Consider the following 16,305-nt stretch of genomic DNA (forward strand, 5'->3'; position numbering starts at 1 on the left):
AATTATGCCGAGGCATAATTGCGTCCGGAATCGGCTTTGTACTTGTACAAAGAACACCTTTCCGATTCTGTGACATCCGCCGGAGGCTTTAACTTCTTTCAGAAGTTAAATATGAAAAGTCATATAGGGGAATTATATTCCCCTATATGACTTTTTTTCTTACAGAGATTTTCTATCTCCAATTACTAACATATTTATGTATTCGTTTGTTTATAAATTTGAGAATGACTGTTGGATGACACCAAGTATAGCGCCCATTGTTTTTCCTTTGAAGGCATCTGGAACAGCCTCACCTGTTGGATTTGAGAAATAGTAACTACCGATTTTTTCATCGAAGTGATAACCTATACTCGTTAGTGCATGTTGTAAATCAGAAGGTAATTCTCCTAACCCGGTTTGTTCAGTGAAATAATTTGTAGGATAGACCTTTACGTCAATATCACTTGCTCCAGTATATACTACAAATAAGTCTTTTTCATGTCGAACAATCCACTGACCTTTTGAATATAAAGAAATTCTTGCTCTTTCTAATGAAGATATCCCTTCTAAATTAACACCAAAAATTTCATTTATTATTTTGCGAATTTCTGCTCCTGTTATGTCCCCGTCATACTGATTTAGATGGTAATCTATTATCTCTCTCCCTGTTGATGAAGAAATTCCATCTACCTCTTCCTTCTCTTTGGATAAAATAGGTGTCTCATCTAAATTAATCTTGAAAATTAAATCTACAACATGACAAATCTCCGAACTACTAATTCTTTTTCCATAAGATTCTAAATGCTTATCCATCATTTCTGCTTTTTTCATTGTTAACCCTCCCTAAAAAACTATAACACTGTAAAGCAAGCAAGAGATAGATTCTCTTGCTTCTCAACAAATCTACATGCTAACCTAGCTGCATCTTATACGGCACTTAAATATAAATCTAACGAAGCCTCAACTTCCTTCGCAACAAGCTCAACAAAATCCCCATAATCCTCTGTCGTATGCGCTTTGTCTAATGCATTGTAATACGCCAATCGATTTTCTACTCGAATAATAATTGGTGGATAGCCCGATTTCATTAACTCTAAATTTAATAACAATCTTGATGTACGACCATTTCCATCAATGAATGGGTGAATGCCAACAAAAATTGCATGTAACATCGCACCACGAATGATTGGATGTAATGCTTGTGCTTCCCCATCGTACCAACTCATTAAAGCATCCATTTGCTCCTGAATTTTGAAAGGTGGAGGCGGTGTATGAACAGCACCTGAAATAAACACTTGCTGATCGCGATACATACCTGCATAACCATCATCGATTCCTTTTAAAACTAAGCGGTGTAGATTTTTTATTTGCCACTCTGAAAATAGCTCTTCTTTTTTGACAATATCTTCAACATAAGAAATTGCATCTCGGTGGTTAATAACCTCTAAATGCTCTCGCATCGTTTTACCACCGACTGTAATGCCTTCAAGAACTACTTTTGTTTCATTAATCGTTAAAGTATTGCCTTCGATTGCGTTTGAGTTGTATGTCCATTCTAAAAATAATTTCTCTCGTAGGCTTTGGACTGTATATTTAGGCAGTGGTCGTTTGGCATCCAGCTGTTGCTTTTTTAAATCAATTTGCTCGAACATTATCTCGGCTCCTCTCAAAGTCTCTACTTTTTAAGGTATTAACATATTTATTATATACTATGTATAAATAGAAGATAAAACGACATCAAATCAAAATTAGGTGAACATATTGAGTTTAGCAAATTATATTGGAACTAATATTGAAAAACCAACTGTTAATGAATTAGATGAACAGCCGAAAACCTCTCAGCTGTTTGTAAATAATTTTATTCAATATCCTTCTATAACCATTCACAAATTCCTCAATTACTATCATGAATTCCTCCACATGTTGTATGACACAAGTTAATCCAGAATATAATAAAAGCGTTAACGATTTTTAATCCTTTTTAAACTTTAAAAGCTCTATCAGCCAGAATTGAATAAATTATGCTCTCTTGAAATTAAAAAAGATCCTTACATATTTTCAAACTGAAATAAATAAACTACAATGTTATTTAAATGGAGAAAATTCTAAATTATCCCCATTTATCTTTTTTTATACAACTATAATTTAGAGGAGCATGAAGATGAAAAAGAAGGTTTTATCCTTACTCATGACCATAATAATGGTCCTATCAGTTAGCGTATCGGTGTATGCCGCTGAAAAGTCGCCATCAGCGACAAGAGGAGAGATTGTGAAAACTTTGTTGATGGCAGCAGACGCTTATCAACAAGGAATTAATAAAGAAGCCATTATGCAAGGCTCTAAAAATGGAGATTTAAGAGAGAATGAGCCAGCTAAGAAGGTTGAAGCTTTAGTCATGTTGAGCAGAGCATTCGGCCAATTGCCAAAGCCTGTCGGAAATGATTTGCGCAGTGGAACATTCGGCGTCGAGTTCTCCGATGTACCAGCTTGGGCTAAGAAAGATATCGATAAACTGGCAAAAGCAGGTGTACTGATGGGCAACCCTGACGGCACATTAGGCGCAAATGACACTATTACGATTGATGAGTTTCAAAATATAATTTCTAGAATTTGGTCGCTTAAAGGCTCCCATTTAAATGATGATTTTTATGAAGCAATCAATAAGAAATGGTTAAATAAATCGACAATTCCGGCAGGAGAAATCATGGGCGGCGTGTTTTCCGAGCTGCACAAGCAAAATAACGATAAAATAGAAAAAATAATAGATGAACTCGCTGGCAAACAGTTCGCAGAAGGAACAAAAGAACAAAAAATTGCCGACTTCTATTCGACAGCGTTGGATTCAAAAAGTAGAAATAAACAAGGGATGGAGCCCATCCAAAAATATGTAAAGGCAATTGACGGGGCGAAAACGCTTGATGAACTCGTTCAAGCAGATCTTATCCTGGAAAAAGAATTGGGTCTAACCTCATTATTTAGCTTTTCAATCATGAACGATGCAAAGAACAGCAGTGAAAATGCTTTGTATTACTCTGGACCAACTTCTGTTCTGGATAAGAACAGCTTTGTAACAGAAGACGCGAAAGCGAAAAAAGCCTATATTCAATATATGACTAAACTTCTTGTGGCATCTGGCGAGGAAAAGTCTGTTGCAAGTGCACTTGCCGAAAAAATATATGATATGGAGAAGAGCTTAGCTTCCGTATCACTTGAGCCTCATGAACAAAGCGACGTCAATAAATACTATAATCCGTATACAATCGAACAATTCGATGACATGTTCAAAACAGTAGATATGAAACAAGTCTTGAAATCGCTGAAAGTCGACAGTGCTGATAAAGTGATCGTAACCGATGTAAAGCTGGCGCAAAAAGGCGCGGATTTCTTGACTGAGACTAATCTTAACGTACTTAAAGCTTACGCCAAAGTGCAATTGATTATGGCAACAAGCGGTTCGTTGTCAGATGAATTCAGAGATGCTGCCATTGAGTTTGACGCAACGTTATTCGGCGTTACAGGTGAAAAAACAGCTAAAGAAATCGCTGTAGCCAAGACAACTGGCACAATGGGCGGATATTTGGAGCAAATGTTTGCCGAGAAACATTTTTCACCAGAAGCTAAAAAAGATGTTGAGCAAATGGTAGCGAAGTTAATTGCTACGTATGAGGAAAGAATCAAGTCTCTTGATTGGATGTCAGAGACAACAAAAGCTAAAGCAATTAAAAAGCTGGATACAATGATTGTTAAGATCGGTTACCCAGATAAATGGGATACGACATTAGATAAAGTAGCTATCAAGACATATGATGAAGGCGGTTCATTGCTCTCTAATACCGTCACAGTGAACAAAGCATATATTGATGACATGAAAGCCAAGCTAGGAAAACCAGTGGACAGAACGAAATGGGGCACAAGCGTATATACTGTAAATGCCTTCTACAATCCTTTTAATAACGAAATTACATTCCCTGCCGGTATTCTCCAAGCGCCTTTCTATGATATTAACGCTAAACCTGAAGCAAACTATGGTGCCATTGGAATGGTCATTGGCCATGAGATCAGCCATGCATTTGATAACAACGGATCTGCATACGACGAAAACGGAAATGCAAATAACTGGTGGACAGAAGTGGACTTTAAGAAATTCAAAGAGAAAAACCAGAAACTGATTGAGTTCTATAATGGAATTGAGATTATTCCTGGCGTATTGAACGACGGTCAGCTTACACTAAGCGAGAATGTCGCTGATTTAGGTGGAATGGCAGCTTCTTTGCAAGTTGTCTCCCAAATGAGTAAACCGGATTATAAAGCATATTTCGAAAGCAATGCAGAAGTATGGAAATTCACAACTACAAAAGAATTTGCAGCGATGTTGAGCAAAAATGATGTACATTCAGCCAATAAAATCCGAGTAAACCGCACGATTGTGAACTTCCAACAATTCTATGATACCTATGGAATTAAGCCTGGAGATGGCATGTATGTAGCTCCGGAAGAGCGCGTTTCCATCTGGTAAAAATCAGAACAGATAGAGCTAATTCCGATAGCTCTTACAATAGTGTATAAAGGCAAAGTGGTTGTATAGGACATCCTAATACACCGAAATAAAAACCCCAAGAATGTTGATTTCACAGCATTCTTGGGGTTTGCTTTTTTAAAGAGCACACTCAATTATTTAGAGAATCTTTTATGTAGATATATTGTGTAATAGATTTTAAAACGCTCTTTTTCACTTGTTTATTTCATATAATTTTTTACTAGCTCATAACATCTTTCTTTCGTATATTGAGCTTCAATTTTATACTTTGTAATTTCTTTCATTTCATCTTCAGCATACTTTGAAGCCGCATTTTTCGCAGAACTCTCTTTGTCTTTAATCCACTCTATTTGTACTTCTTTTAAACTCTGCATGTCACCACTAGAAAGTTGCTGTTTTAACAAAGCATAAATTTCGTTTAAGATATTATCCCATCTAGTATATGTTTCTTTTTCTGCTTTTAAAATTTCTGTATTATCTTTATTCGTATACAAATGCTCCAGATCTGCTAAACCAGCATCAATCGAATCTAGCTTCTGTATGTACTCATCTTTTTGACTCCCATTTGTAACTTTTTCTTGTTCTTCTTCAATAGTAGGTTGATTTGTATCTTCTGGAAATTCAAAGTAAGCATATCGGGCATCTGAAGTAATGGTATTTGATTGAACCTCTTGACCTTTTGAATTTTTGGCAACAGCATAAATCTCTATACTATCGTTAGCTGGAAGAGGGTACATTTCCCCTATTTCTGAAACAGTCAATTTAGTGGATTTCCCATTTACATAAACCATTGCATCTTCTATGTCAGAATCTAATTCTAAAGATGTCATTTCCCAATCAATATCAATTTTCAGCTTATTCGATCCATTTCCTCGGATTGCCAGTTCACCGCTATTCTTCAAGTTAGCCCACTGGCCATCATACGTATAACTCCAGGCATAAACACCAGGCAAATACTGCCCCAATAATTGTGTGCCTTCGATATCCGTTTTAACTTTATGATTATTCATCATAATTTCTATATCCTTTAATGGCGCTTCAGTGTAGACTTCAATTGGCACCAATTTGAATTCTACCTTTTTAAAGAGCCCAAACAAGACTTTCTTTTGTAGAACCGTTATCAAATCTGTACCATGACTATCACTAATGGGATCTGCAAATTCACCATTTTCTAAAGAATTTACTTCCTCTATTAAATTATCACGAATTGCACTCCACCCATTTTCCTTTACATACAAAGAAAAACTTTCAGCATCATAAATCGATTTTTCAGGAATATGGAATTCTTCTAAAAACGCTCGATAATCTTCTTGTTTCAATGCGGAATCCATCGCTTCAATCTGCTTCATCGGATCTAACATTTTTGTAATAACAATATTTGCGATCACAACTAACCCGATCATTACTGCAATACCTATGATTGTAAACTTACTCTTCTTCGACATAGGTTTCTTTTTTCCATTTTGTTTAGAATACTGAGGTCCTACGGAATTATTCGATTCAGATTTTGTTTCCCTTACCGAATTAATAGGTTTACCACAGTTCTCACAGAAATTAGTTTCCTCTGCATTTTGATAACCACAGTGAACACAAAAATCCATTTTTATTCCTCCTTACATATACATCAGCATATTATACATTTTTTTGAAAAAGGTGTTACTAAAAAACAGTAACTATACCCATATCAAAAGAATAAATACACAAAAAGGGAGGCCAACACATAACGTTACTCTATGTTAGCACTCCTGACATTTCAAAAATAAAATGTTTAACTCTCAAACTGAGGTAACTGAAATAACCTTCACTTACTTATGATTCGGTTGTCCGTAACTTTTTAATTCTTGATTTGAGCCACCAATCAGTCCAAAAATTGAATCCAAAGTTACATCATCCCCTCATTGAAGAACTCTCTGCCATCTTCTATATTAGCAAATGATGAAACATTTTCCAAAATCTATATATACATTGCCCAAGAAAATAAAAACAGCCCAACTAATCTCTTAGCTAGGCTGTCATCTCACAGCTATATCAGCTTTATTATCAATTAATCGTCAGTAAAGTAGATAACCGCACTTACTTATGATACGGTTCATCGTAACATGTCTAAGTGCGGTTTTAACTAGTAACCTACTTTACACGGAAACGGTCAACACTCTGTTTCAATTCATCCGCCAGCCCATAAAGCATAGCTGCAAAACTGGCTACCTCTTGCATGGCTGCAAGTTGTTCTTCTGATGAAGCGGCGATGAGAGCGGAATCGGCTGAAGAAGAATCTGCGATACTCTCCAGCACTGTTAGTGAAGCCGCAACTAACTCACTTCCTGATGACAGTTGTTCCGAAGCAGCAGATACTTCGTCAATCTGATCGGACACTTTCTGAATCGACTCCACGATCGAACTAAATGTTTGCCCTGCCTTATTCGCAATGTGTGTACCTGCCTGGGCTTCTGTCATTGATTTATCCAAAGAAACCACTGTTTTACTCGTGTGATCGCTGATGCCTTGGAGTATGTCAGTTATTTTCTCCGAAGAGATTTTGGACCGTTCAGCGAGTATACGAATTTCTTGAGCCACAACGGCAAAACCTTTACCATGCTCACCTGCTCGCGATGCCTCAATCGATGCGTTAAGTGCAAGCAAATTGGTCTGATTAGCAATGCTACCTATTAATGTAACCATTTCACTAACTTGATCGCTTAATTTCTTCAATCCATGGATTGCTTCGACCGATGTTTTCAAGTTTTGTTCAATTGTGCTCATTTGAGCAACTGTTGTTTCTATATCCTTCATTCCTGCATTTGCGCTATCTGCTGTAACCGAAGCCAATTCTGAAACGACGGAGGATGCATCTACGATTCTATGAATACCCATTCCCATTTCTTTCATTGATTGTTGACACTCATTAGTATGACGAAGTTGTTCATCGAGCCCAACAGCAATGTTTTGAATGGCACCTGTGATTTCTTGTGTAGCTGCTTCGGTCTGGGCAGCGCTTTCTTGTAATTGAGAAGAAGATACAGCAACTTCATTCGAAGAATTTTGTATGTTATGGGTCAATACCCGAAGTCCGCTAATCATCTGATTAAATGAACTTGCAGCCTCACCAATCTCATTATGGTTCAGTACAGGAATTTCAACGGTTAAATCGCCTTTCGAAGCATGTTCAGACACTTCAGCTAAACGTGCAAGCGGGCGTAACATTTTACGAAGAATGAATACAACCAACCCGATTAACATAAGTACAAAAAAAATACCAACCGTGATATTCGTCCATAGAATCCGTTGAAGTTCCTTTTTAACAATCCCGTAATCGAAATCGACACCGAACAACGCAACTGGATTCCCGCTTTCGTCATTAATCGGCGCTAAATACGAGATGAAAGTTCCACCTTCATCAGTGTAAACATCAGTTAATGTGCTACCGTTTCTCATTGCATCTTCGTAACTTTTAAGAAATTCCGAATCTATTTCATATAACGTACCTAACTCTTCAGCATATTCACCTGGATCCCGACCATATTCTGAGTTATATAAGTATTCTTTGCCATCTTTCCTGATAATGTCCGGTGTTAATAAATAGACATCCACTACCATATGATTGGATTTCATAGAATTCAAAATATTGGGGAGTTCCTCGAATGGTTTTCCCTCCAATGGTTGATGCTCAAGAATTGTCTTCTTTGCTTCGGCAACAAGAGGTTCATTTTGTTGAGTTATGGATTTGAATACTTTTCCATATTCATCAAATTGGCGAAAGTACGCCCCACGTTGATCGCGTATGGACAGGGAAATCATTAATCCGATAACGATAATAATGAGGGCGGAGAGAAATAACGAGCTCGTAAATACTAAACTTCTAGATTTTGCTTTTTTAGAGCGCTTAGTTGTCCTCCTGGTATTTAATAATTTTTTTCTTCCAATCAAGGGAAAACCCATTTTCATTACACCTTCTATTTTAGCTTTTATCTATAATAATACACATAGTTGCGATTAGATCCCCGCTTCACGCAAATATTGTAATCTTTTTTATTGTGGTGGAGGGCTTAATATTCATAGTAATACACTGTTTCAAATCAACCAGTTATACATATGTTATACATAAATTATACAATTATAAAATATTTGGAGCAAAGTTTATTTTAGTTCTCCCTTTATCCCCTGTTCATCAAAGTTAGCAGCAAAGGTATTGAGCTTTTAGAAAATAATTTAAATTTTCTTTCCTTGAATTTTCGTTGTCAGGAAAGAACCAGAGTTTTCTATAACAATTTCAATCGGATAAAATTTAATAATAATTGAGGATGTATTTTCATAATCTCTATGTGTCATAGCATTATACATAGCAAAAGAAAATAAAAACAGCCCAACTAATCTCTAGTTAGACTGTCATCTCATAGCTATTTTCAACTTTATTAATAATTAATCTTCAGTAAAGTAGAAAACCGCACTTACTTATGATACGGTTCACCCTTCATAATTCTAAAACTCCTATAAACCTGCTCTACCAAAACAAGTTTCATTAGCTGATGTGGTAATGTCATCTTTCCGAAGGATTGTTGCTCATCAGCTCGTTTCAACACATCATCATGTAAACCAAGGGAACCACCGATGACGAACGCGATTTTACTTTTGCCGTAGGTCATGAGGGATTCAAGATCAGCCGCCATTTGTTCGGAGGTTTTCATTTTGCCGTTAATGGCTAAGGCGATAACGTATGTATCTGGGCCGATTTTAGACAAAATACGTTCACCTTCCTTTTTCTTGACGATTTCCATTTCTGCTTCGCTTAGCTGTTCAGGTGCTTTTTCATCTGGTACCTCGATTATATCCATTTTTGCGTAGCCACCGAGACGTTTTACGTATTCATCTATGCCCATTTTTAAGTACTTTTCTTTTAGTTTTCCGACTGATACAATCGTTATATTCACACGTTATCCACCTTTACATTTCATTTACAAACAAATTATCCACAAAAGTTATCAACATATCCACAAGCTGTTCCTATATCTTGTGTAAAGTTATTTACTTGATACAAGATATTCTGCAGGCTGTTCACAGTAGCTACATTTTGTGGATAACTTTTTATCCTCTTCGACTTTATCCATAATCGGGAACTCTTTTTGCTCTGCCACAAACATGTCTAAAGCGTGTTCTATATGGTTTTCACAGCTGTATTTTTCCATTTTTGCACCTCTTCTTATTTTCCGAAATTTCCACAAACTTATTCACAATTCGGTCTATGTTATCCACATCTATTGTAACAAAGGACAGGCAAGTATGGAAGAATAGGCTTCATACCGCCACTCATCGTGTTAATGTTATTATTCACAATTTTCTAGTTATCCACAATATTTTCTAAATCATTCTTCATAATTTAACGAAAAAAATCAGTGGAGATCATATCATCCCCACTGATTTTTAATTTACAATGAATCACCATTTGTTAATGTTAGTGATAGTTCCACTAATTTACCTTGGCGGTATACTTTCATCGTTAATGTATCACCAATTTTTTTGTCATTATATAAATGTTTGCGTAAATCGATTCCTGTTTCAATTTTTTTGCCATCCATTTCAACAATTACATCGTATTGTTTAACGCCTGCTTTTGAAGCTGGAGAGTTCGGCACAACATCTCTAATTACAACACCTGTTGTTAAATCATTTGGCAATTTTAATGTTTGTTGTTGGATGTATGACGGAACATCCGTTAAGTCTACTAAAGAAACACCCATTGTTGGACGTTTCATTTCACCATTTTTCTCTAACTCCTCGATAATTGGAATTGCTGAATTAATCGGAATGGAGAAGCCTAAACCTTCAACAGAGGATTCCGAAATTTTCATGGAGTTAATGCCGACTAATTCACCAGCAAGGTTAACAAGTGCACCACCACTATTACCAGGATTGATAGCTGCGTCTGTTTGTAATACTTCTTGCTGCCAATCTACTGAACCATCATTGTTCATGTCAACTGGTACAGAACGATCCTTACCAGAAACAACACCTGTAGTAACAGAGCCATAGAATTCTAAGCCAAGTGGGTTACCAATCGCAATTACTGGCTCACCTTGTTTTAATACATCTGAGTTACCAAATGTCGCTACTGTCTTAACATCTTTAGAGCTGATTGAAATAACTGCTAAGTCTGTCCAAACATCGTGACCAACTAATTGTGCCTCTTCTTTCGTTCCATCTGGCATTGTTACTTCTAACTGTTTTGCACCTTCAATAACATGGTTATTTGTCACGATAAAAGCTCTATCACCTTGAACTTTGTAAATAACACCTGAACCGCTTCCTGCAGGCTGATCTATTGCAGGTTGCGGACTCCAGAATCCGCCACTTGATACTTCTTGAATATTTGTGATTCCTACAACAGCATCTGAAGCCTTATCTACTGCTTTCGTAACATCAGTAGTCACTTCTGTTGCAACTTGATTAATGGTTGTTTCATTTTTACCTGTGCTGCTTGTCGTTGTACCTGGCATTTGATTGACAAGTCCAGGCATCATGAGCCACACGAGTAAAGCGCCAATGATGACACCGATAAGACCAGTGAAAAAATAACCACCCTTACCTCCGCCACCGCCTTTCTTTTTATGACGCTTCTCTTGCGTTTCTCGCTCCTCCTGTTCGAGTCGCTCCTGAAGAGGTGACTTCTGTATATCATCATTTTTTAGAAAATCATTGTTTTTATCATCATCTTGAAAATAGCTCATTCTCCTCGTCCTTTCTCTTATTAGTATTTGTTAGTTGTTACCTTAATATTACGATTCAAACATTAAAATCAGATGAAAAATAAATAAAATGGACATAAAAATGGCTGTCCAATGCATTTTCTATAAAATGTAATTGAACAGCCTCATTTTTTTATTGAATAATTCGATATATGATTAACTCACTTTAAGCCAAAAGCAAATGTAGTTAACGCTAATGCTACATAAAACATTTGTAACTGCCGTTTCACTTACGTTACATAAAAAATTTGCTGAAAAAGGTTACACAGTAACTAATTTTGTCGGCTCTTCTGCATCTGTATCAAATAAGTTTAAATACTCTCCGGCAATAATGCCGCAAGATTGCAAAGTTTGTGTGACACTCATGCGCGCAAGTTCTTTCATATTATTATCTTTACTTAAATGTGATAAATAAATATTTGTTGGTTTTTCAAATACTACCTCACTCATTGCTATAGCTGCATCCTCATTTGAAACGTGCCCTACATCACTTAAAATACGACGTTTGATAGACCATGGATAGCGCCCCATTTGCAGCATATTCACATCGTGGTTACTTTCAAATACAAAGGAATCAGCACCTCGAATGATCCCCTTCATACGGTCGCTAACATAGCCTGTATCCGTGATAACAACAAGCTTACGACCATCTTCATGAAAACTATAGAACATTGGGTCTGCTGCATCATGTGATACAGCAAAAGATTCAACAGCTAATGAACCAAAATGCTTTACAGTATCCATTTCAAATTCAAAACGTTGCTCTAAAGGTATATCACCAACTAGCCCGTCCATCGCTTGCCATGTTTTGTTGTTTGCATAAATAGGTACATTATATTTTCGTGCCAATACACCGATTCCTTTAATATGATCACTATGCTCATGCGTAACGAATATGCCACTTAGCTGTTTCATATTACGGTCGATTTTTGTAAATAGTTGCTCCATCTTTTTGCCACTTAGACCAGCGTCGACAATAAATGCATGATCATCATTCTCTACATAAATCGAATTTCCTGTACTGCCACTTGCTAAAACACTAAATCGCATTATTCAACTCCCCAGTCTTCCTCTTCACCTTGTTGCTTGTCTCCTTGGATTTCAATAATTTTTCCATCAATAGCATCAACGAAGTACTCTTCTATTTCCCCGTCCGACAATTCAACTTGTACTTCCCATGTTGGTATCAACACTTGCGTTTTATCTAATTTACTAAATGTCGAGTAACCTAACTTCACTTGCGTAATACTCGAGTCTGGCTTTAATAGCGTTTTATTATAAAGTGTTTGGAAAATTTGAAGTGGTGGAATAACAGTTTCCTGTTGATCCATCTCTTGGAAATTATCAATCATTGTCTGCTCATACTCTACTACTTCGTCATCCATATTCCAGTGTACTTTTAATACGGCACTATCATTGTAATAGAACATTCGATTATTTTTCTTCTGGAAGAAGACTGCGACCCGTTCCTCACGGTCTACCTCCCATAATGCATAAGAATCTCCATCTTTAACGTTTGTGTGGACAAAATCGATAAAGCTTGCATCATCATTAATATTTCGTAATTTCACAGGATTGATAAAAATAGCGCTTATTTGTGTATGTTTGTCATCCATGAAACTCACTCTCTGATTATTATCAGGAGCAGTATTTTTAAAAACATGCACTTCGCCTGTAAGATAAGAAGCAAACTCGTTACCATTAGGCAGTGGTCCATACGTAATATTATCATCTTTTAAACGGGCTTCTATCGTTTTTTCACCTAGTATTTCTACGCTCTGCGCTTCATTATAACGGTCTAAATACAACCAATATAAGAAGATATTTAAGATTAAAAAAACGAATATAAAAATTGATTTTGTTCTATTCCAATCCATTTTTGACACCCCCTATTACTTCAGGCGTCAGTCTCGTGGGTATACCATTACGAATGACAAACCAGCACGGCTCTAATGTCACAATTGTACTATGTTTATGAGTCAAATAGAAACCGACAACAATGTCATCTATATCTGATAAAACAATGTTATTTAGCTTTTTAATCTTTTCAACGACTTCCGTTCCTGACGGAAGTTCTTTCATCTCTGTTTCGGATTCAATATCTTTCTCAAAAGAAAAGTATGGACGTTTGTAGACGAAAATACGATTATCTCCCCAAACGGTTGAAATTCGATTTATAGCTTGTTCACTATAAATCGGTAATCCATGTATATATAACTGATAATCTAATTGGTTATTGCTTGTACTTGTTGATACTAAGCGATAATCATCTGTAAAGCCTCCGTGTTCATTGACAAATTCAAAACTATCTTTCAAGAGCTTGGAAGGTTCTATTCTTAAACTACTTTCTGCAGCTGGATTTGCATAGGTCAATGATTTCAATTTTGAATCAAGTACCATCTTTGACATTTTATCTTGATATCTTTCAGTAGTTGCACTTTCATCAGTGCGTCGGACAATTTTTTGGTTTGTAAATAATACATCTTTAAATAATTCAGGTTTCTCTTCAATAAAATACGTATACTTTGCTGATTCAACTTTATCATTTGCAATATATAGTGAGGTAAAGCCCTCTCGCTCCACCTCTGTAAAAGTGCCATATGTTTTCGCTGGCTCAATAATATTTCGTACAAACTGATTAGCATTTACTAAGCTTACATGCGAACGCATCAATGATTCATTATTGCCACTAATGAAAAACACCTGTAACTCTTTGTTATTATAAGTACTCCAATCTATAATCATACGATTAAAGGTTGTTTCAGGTAGTTCCTTATCAGCAAATTGAAAAATTGTATTAAAGGCAGAGTAAGGAATCTCACCAGTAAAAAAGACAGTCATACAATTATTAGTACGAATCATCTCGTTTACAGAGCTGGCCGTAAGATTATTGTTTACAGGCATTAAATCTAGAACATTCCATCCTTCAATTGTTTTCATAATATCTTCCATGACGCTATTAGAAACTGTTCCGGTAAATTCCTTATCAAAACGATAAATAGCTTTATATGGACGAATGACATCCGCCACTTTTTTTTGTGGTCCAATCAGGATTTCTTTGCCCTCCGTCTGTTCAATATATTTATAATCTGGCGTGTATGTCCAAATCATAAAAGTTAAAGCCACACTTAGCACAACGAGTAGAAATAATACAACTGATTTAACTGGTTCTATATATTTCACTCCCACTCACCTGCCTCGTCAAAATCATCTAAATTAAGTGGTAATGTGAAGAACACTGTTGTTCCATGTCCTTCCTCACTTTCAGCCCATATTTTACCGTCATGAGCTTCAATCATTTCTCTGGCAATAGCTAGCCCTAGACCAGTGCCTCCCATAGAACGAGCTCGAGCACGATCTACTCGATAGAAACGGTCAAAAATACGTCCCACATTTTCCTTAGGAATTCCCATACCATCATCGGAAATCATAACCTTCAGTATATCTCCTTGCACTGTAAAGCCAAAGCGAATATTACCTCCATCTGGTGAATACTTAATAGCATTGGAAATGATATTATCGATAACCTGTGTCACCTTATCTGTATCAATCTCTACATAGTAAGATGCCTCTGGTAATAAACGTTCAAATCTCACTTTGTCTGACTTAGACATTTCAAAGCGATCGATAATACGGTTAAAGAATGAATTGAATAGAACAATGTCTTTATTCAACTCATAATCTGAACTATCCATTCGCGATAACTGCAATAAGTCATTCACTAAACGGATCATACGCTCTGTCTCCGTTTGTGTGACATTCAAAAATGTTGGAGCAATATTTTCATCTTTCCATGCACCATCAGCTAACGCCTCTAAATAACTACGCATCGTCGTTAATGGTGTCCGTAATTCGTGTGACACATTCGATACAAATTCTCTACGGTCCATCTCTATTTTTTCTTGCTCCGTAATATCATGCAGTACGGTAATAAGCCCATTAATAAAGCCTGTTTCTTTTTGAATAACCGAGAAATTCGCACGTAAAATATATGGCGCGTCTGCTGTACTGAAATTTAGATTCACCGCATCATTCATATGAATTAAATCCTCAAAACTATACTCTTGGTCAATACCTAAAACAGATGCAATCGGGCGACCTAATGTAATATCTCTTGAAATATGCAGCAATTCTAGCGCAGGATCATTAATAAGAATGATACGCCCTTTTCGATCTGTCGCAATAACACCATCCGTCATATTACTAAGAACCGAATCGAGCTTTCGCCGCTCTGCCTCTGTAGTAGATTGCGCCTCCTGCAAGCGATTCGTTAAATGATTGAAGGTGATTGCAAGCTGTCCTATCTCATCTGTACCGTAAACCCGCACTTTTCGAGAATAGTTCCCCTTAGCCATAGCCTGCGCCTGCTTACGCATATCTGAAATTGGCTGTGTAATTGTTCGTGCCACTAAAATCCCTAAAAAGATAGTGATCACCAAGGACACGGCCGTACCCCCAAGGAAAATACCGTTAATGTCATTCACTTGTTCAAAAACAGATTCAATATTAGCTTCAATGTAGAGTACCCCTACGATTTCATCATCAGGACCTGCACCCTCTCGAATTGGTGAAGCTAATACCCACACTCGATTTCTTGTTTTACTATCAAGTTTAATGTTTTCAAATAAAGTTTCTGCAGAGATAGCACGGCGCACGAGATCATTATTCGAACGCTGTCCAATCAAACTTTGATTGTCTACCTCGGATGTGGCGCGAATACGTTGTCTATTATCAATGACGCGGATTTCTAAAATATCGCCATTAGAAACTTCCCTCAATCCCGTGGAAAACTCCATAACTATCGTTTTCAGGCTATCTTCAAGAGATGGCATACTACTTTCATCGCGTTCTTTTAACATTTCTTCACGAATGCTATATTCCATCAAATCGACACGTTGAAAAATGGAGTCTCGAAAGTTACTTTTTAAATTTTGTTCTAATTCTTGCGCAAAATAGATTCCTATTATTTGCAATGCAAGTAGGATGAGTAAAATGTAAATTAGTACTAGCTTGACATGAATTGATTTAAAGAAGCTCACTTTCTGCATTCCT

12 protein-coding genes are annotated in these 16,305 nt (G+C 36.6%); 1 reads left to right on the plus strand and 11 read right to left on the minus strand.

The features are described 5' to 3' along the window. Positions 1–210: 210 nt before the first annotated feature. Both ABE34_RS12685 and ABE34_RS12690 read right to left on the minus strand, forming a co-directional pair. Positions 211–810 carry a hypothetical protein gene (locus ABE34_RS12685; RefSeq protein WP_197142931.1) on the minus strand — a complete coding sequence of 200 codons (600 nt, stop codon included), beginning with the start codon at positions 808–810 and terminating at the stop codon, positions 211–213. Between the two features lie 95 nt (positions 811–905). Continuing rightward, positions 906–1,631: a Fic family protein gene (locus tag ABE34_RS12690; protein ID WP_197142932.1), complete on the minus strand. Its 726-nt coding sequence runs from the start codon at positions 1,629–1,631 to the stop codon at positions 906–908. Between the two features lie 509 nt (positions 1,632–2,140). Between ABE34_RS12690 and ABE34_RS12695 the strand changes: the two genes are divergently transcribed. After that, on the plus strand, positions 2,141–4,495 hold the full coding sequence (locus tag ABE34_RS12695; RefSeq protein WP_197142933.1) for a M13-type metalloendopeptidase: 2,355 nt from the start codon (positions 2,141–2,143) through the stop codon (positions 4,493–4,495). A gap of 221 nt (positions 4,496–4,716) precedes the next feature. Here ABE34_RS12695 and ABE34_RS12700 read toward each other — a convergent pair whose 3' ends face one another. From ABE34_RS12700 to walK, 9 genes are all read right to left on the minus strand, one after another. Continuing rightward, on the minus strand, positions 4,717–6,117 hold the full coding sequence (locus ABE34_RS12700) for a TcaA 3rd/4th domain-containing protein (RefSeq protein WP_197142971.1): 1,401 nt from the start codon (positions 6,115–6,117) through the stop codon (positions 4,717–4,719). Positions 6,118–6,643: 526 nt separating this feature from the next. Next, a complete protein-coding gene (locus tag ABE34_RS12705; RefSeq protein ID WP_206700835.1) occupies positions 6,644–8,458 on the minus strand; it encodes a methyl-accepting chemotaxis protein in 1,815 nt (604 codons plus the stop codon). Positions 8,459–8,961: 503 nt separating this feature from the next. Beyond that, on the minus strand, positions 8,962–9,441 hold the full coding sequence (gene rlmH / locus ABE34_RS12710) for a 23S rRNA (pseudouridine(1915)-N(3))-methyltransferase RlmH (RefSeq protein WP_079563384.1): 480 nt from the start codon (positions 9,439–9,441) through the stop codon (positions 8,962–8,964). Between the two features lie 90 nt (positions 9,442–9,531). Further along, complete coding sequence (locus ABE34_RS12715; protein ID WP_079563383.1) at positions 9,532–9,696, minus strand: CxxH/CxxC protein; 165 nt, start codon at positions 9,694–9,696, stop codon at positions 9,532–9,534. 240 nt (positions 9,697–9,936) lie between these two features. Continuing rightward, positions 9,937–11,235 (minus strand): S1C family serine protease, encoded by a 1,299-nt coding sequence (locus tag ABE34_RS12720; RefSeq protein WP_197142935.1) that lies wholly within the window; start codon positions 11,233–11,235, stop codon positions 9,937–9,939. Positions 11,236–11,514: 279 nt separating this feature from the next. Beyond that, a complete protein-coding gene (locus ABE34_RS12725; RefSeq protein ID WP_197142936.1) occupies positions 11,515–12,303 on the minus strand; it encodes an MBL fold metallo-hydrolase in 789 nt (262 codons plus the stop codon). Next, the gene (locus ABE34_RS12730) at positions 12,303–13,130 is read right to left on the minus strand and encodes a two-component system regulatory protein YycI (protein ID WP_197142937.1); all 828 of its coding nucleotides are present in this window, start codon (positions 13,128–13,130) and stop codon (positions 12,303–12,305) included. Before ABE34_RS12730 ends, ABE34_RS12725 begins: the two co-directional genes overlap by 1 nt. Beyond that, positions 13,117–14,436, minus strand: a complete 1,320-nt coding sequence (locus ABE34_RS12735) for a YycH family regulatory protein (protein ID WP_346655558.1) — start codon at positions 14,434–14,436, stop codon at positions 13,117–13,119. The genes ABE34_RS12730 and ABE34_RS12735 overlap by 14 nt, the downstream gene beginning before the upstream one ends. Then, positions 14,433–16,301: a cell wall metabolism sensor histidine kinase WalK gene (gene walK / locus ABE34_RS12740; protein WP_197142939.1), complete on the minus strand. Its 1,869-nt coding sequence runs from the start codon at positions 16,299–16,301 to the stop codon at positions 14,433–14,435. Before walK ends, ABE34_RS12735 begins: the two co-directional genes overlap by 4 nt. Positions 16,302–16,305: the final 4 nt, after the last annotated feature.

It is taken from the genome of Lysinibacillus sphaericus (assembly GCF_015844675.1).
Taxonomy (GTDB): domain Bacteria; phylum Bacillota; class Bacilli; order Bacillales_A; family Planococcaceae; genus Lysinibacillus; species Lysinibacillus sphaericus_E.

Excerpts from the sequence above, each read along its gene's own strand:
- ABE34_RS12700 (WP_197142971.1), bottom strand. The coding sequence starts at position 6,117 with ATGGATTTTTGTGTTCACTGTGGTTATCAAAATGCAGAGGAAACTAAT.
- ABE34_RS12695 (WP_197142933.1), top strand. The coding sequence starts at position 2,141 with ATGAAAAAGAAGGTTTTATCCTTACTCATGACCATAATAATGGTCCTA.
- ABE34_RS12715 (WP_079563383.1), bottom strand. The coding sequence starts at position 9,696 with ATGGAAAAATACAGCTGTGAAAACCATATAGAACACGCTTTAGACATG.
- ABE34_RS12720 (WP_197142935.1), bottom strand. The coding sequence starts at position 11,235 with ATGAGCTATTTTCAAGATGATGATAAAAACAATGATTTTCTAAAAAAT.
- ABE34_RS12685 (WP_197142931.1), bottom strand. The coding sequence starts at position 810 with ATGAAAAAAGCAGAAATGATGGATAAGCATTTAGAATCTTATGGAAAA.
- walK (WP_197142939.1), bottom strand. The coding sequence starts at position 16,301 with ATGCAGAAAGTGAGCTTCTTTAAATCAATTCATGTCAAGCTAGTACTA.
- ABE34_RS12730 (WP_197142937.1), bottom strand. The coding sequence starts at position 13,130 with ATGGATTGGAATAGAACAAAATCAATTTTTATATTCGTTTTTTTAATC.
- ABE34_RS12690 (WP_197142932.1), bottom strand. The coding sequence starts at position 1,631 with ATGTTCGAGCAAATTGATTTAAAAAAGCAACAGCTGGATGCCAAACGA.
- ABE34_RS12705 (WP_206700835.1), bottom strand. The coding sequence starts at position 8,458 with ATGAAAATGGGTTTTCCCTTGATTGGAAGAAAAAAATTATTAAATACC.
- ABE34_RS12725 (WP_197142936.1), bottom strand. The coding sequence starts at position 12,303 with ATGCGATTTAGTGTTTTAGCAAGTGGCAGTACAGGAAATTCGATTTAT.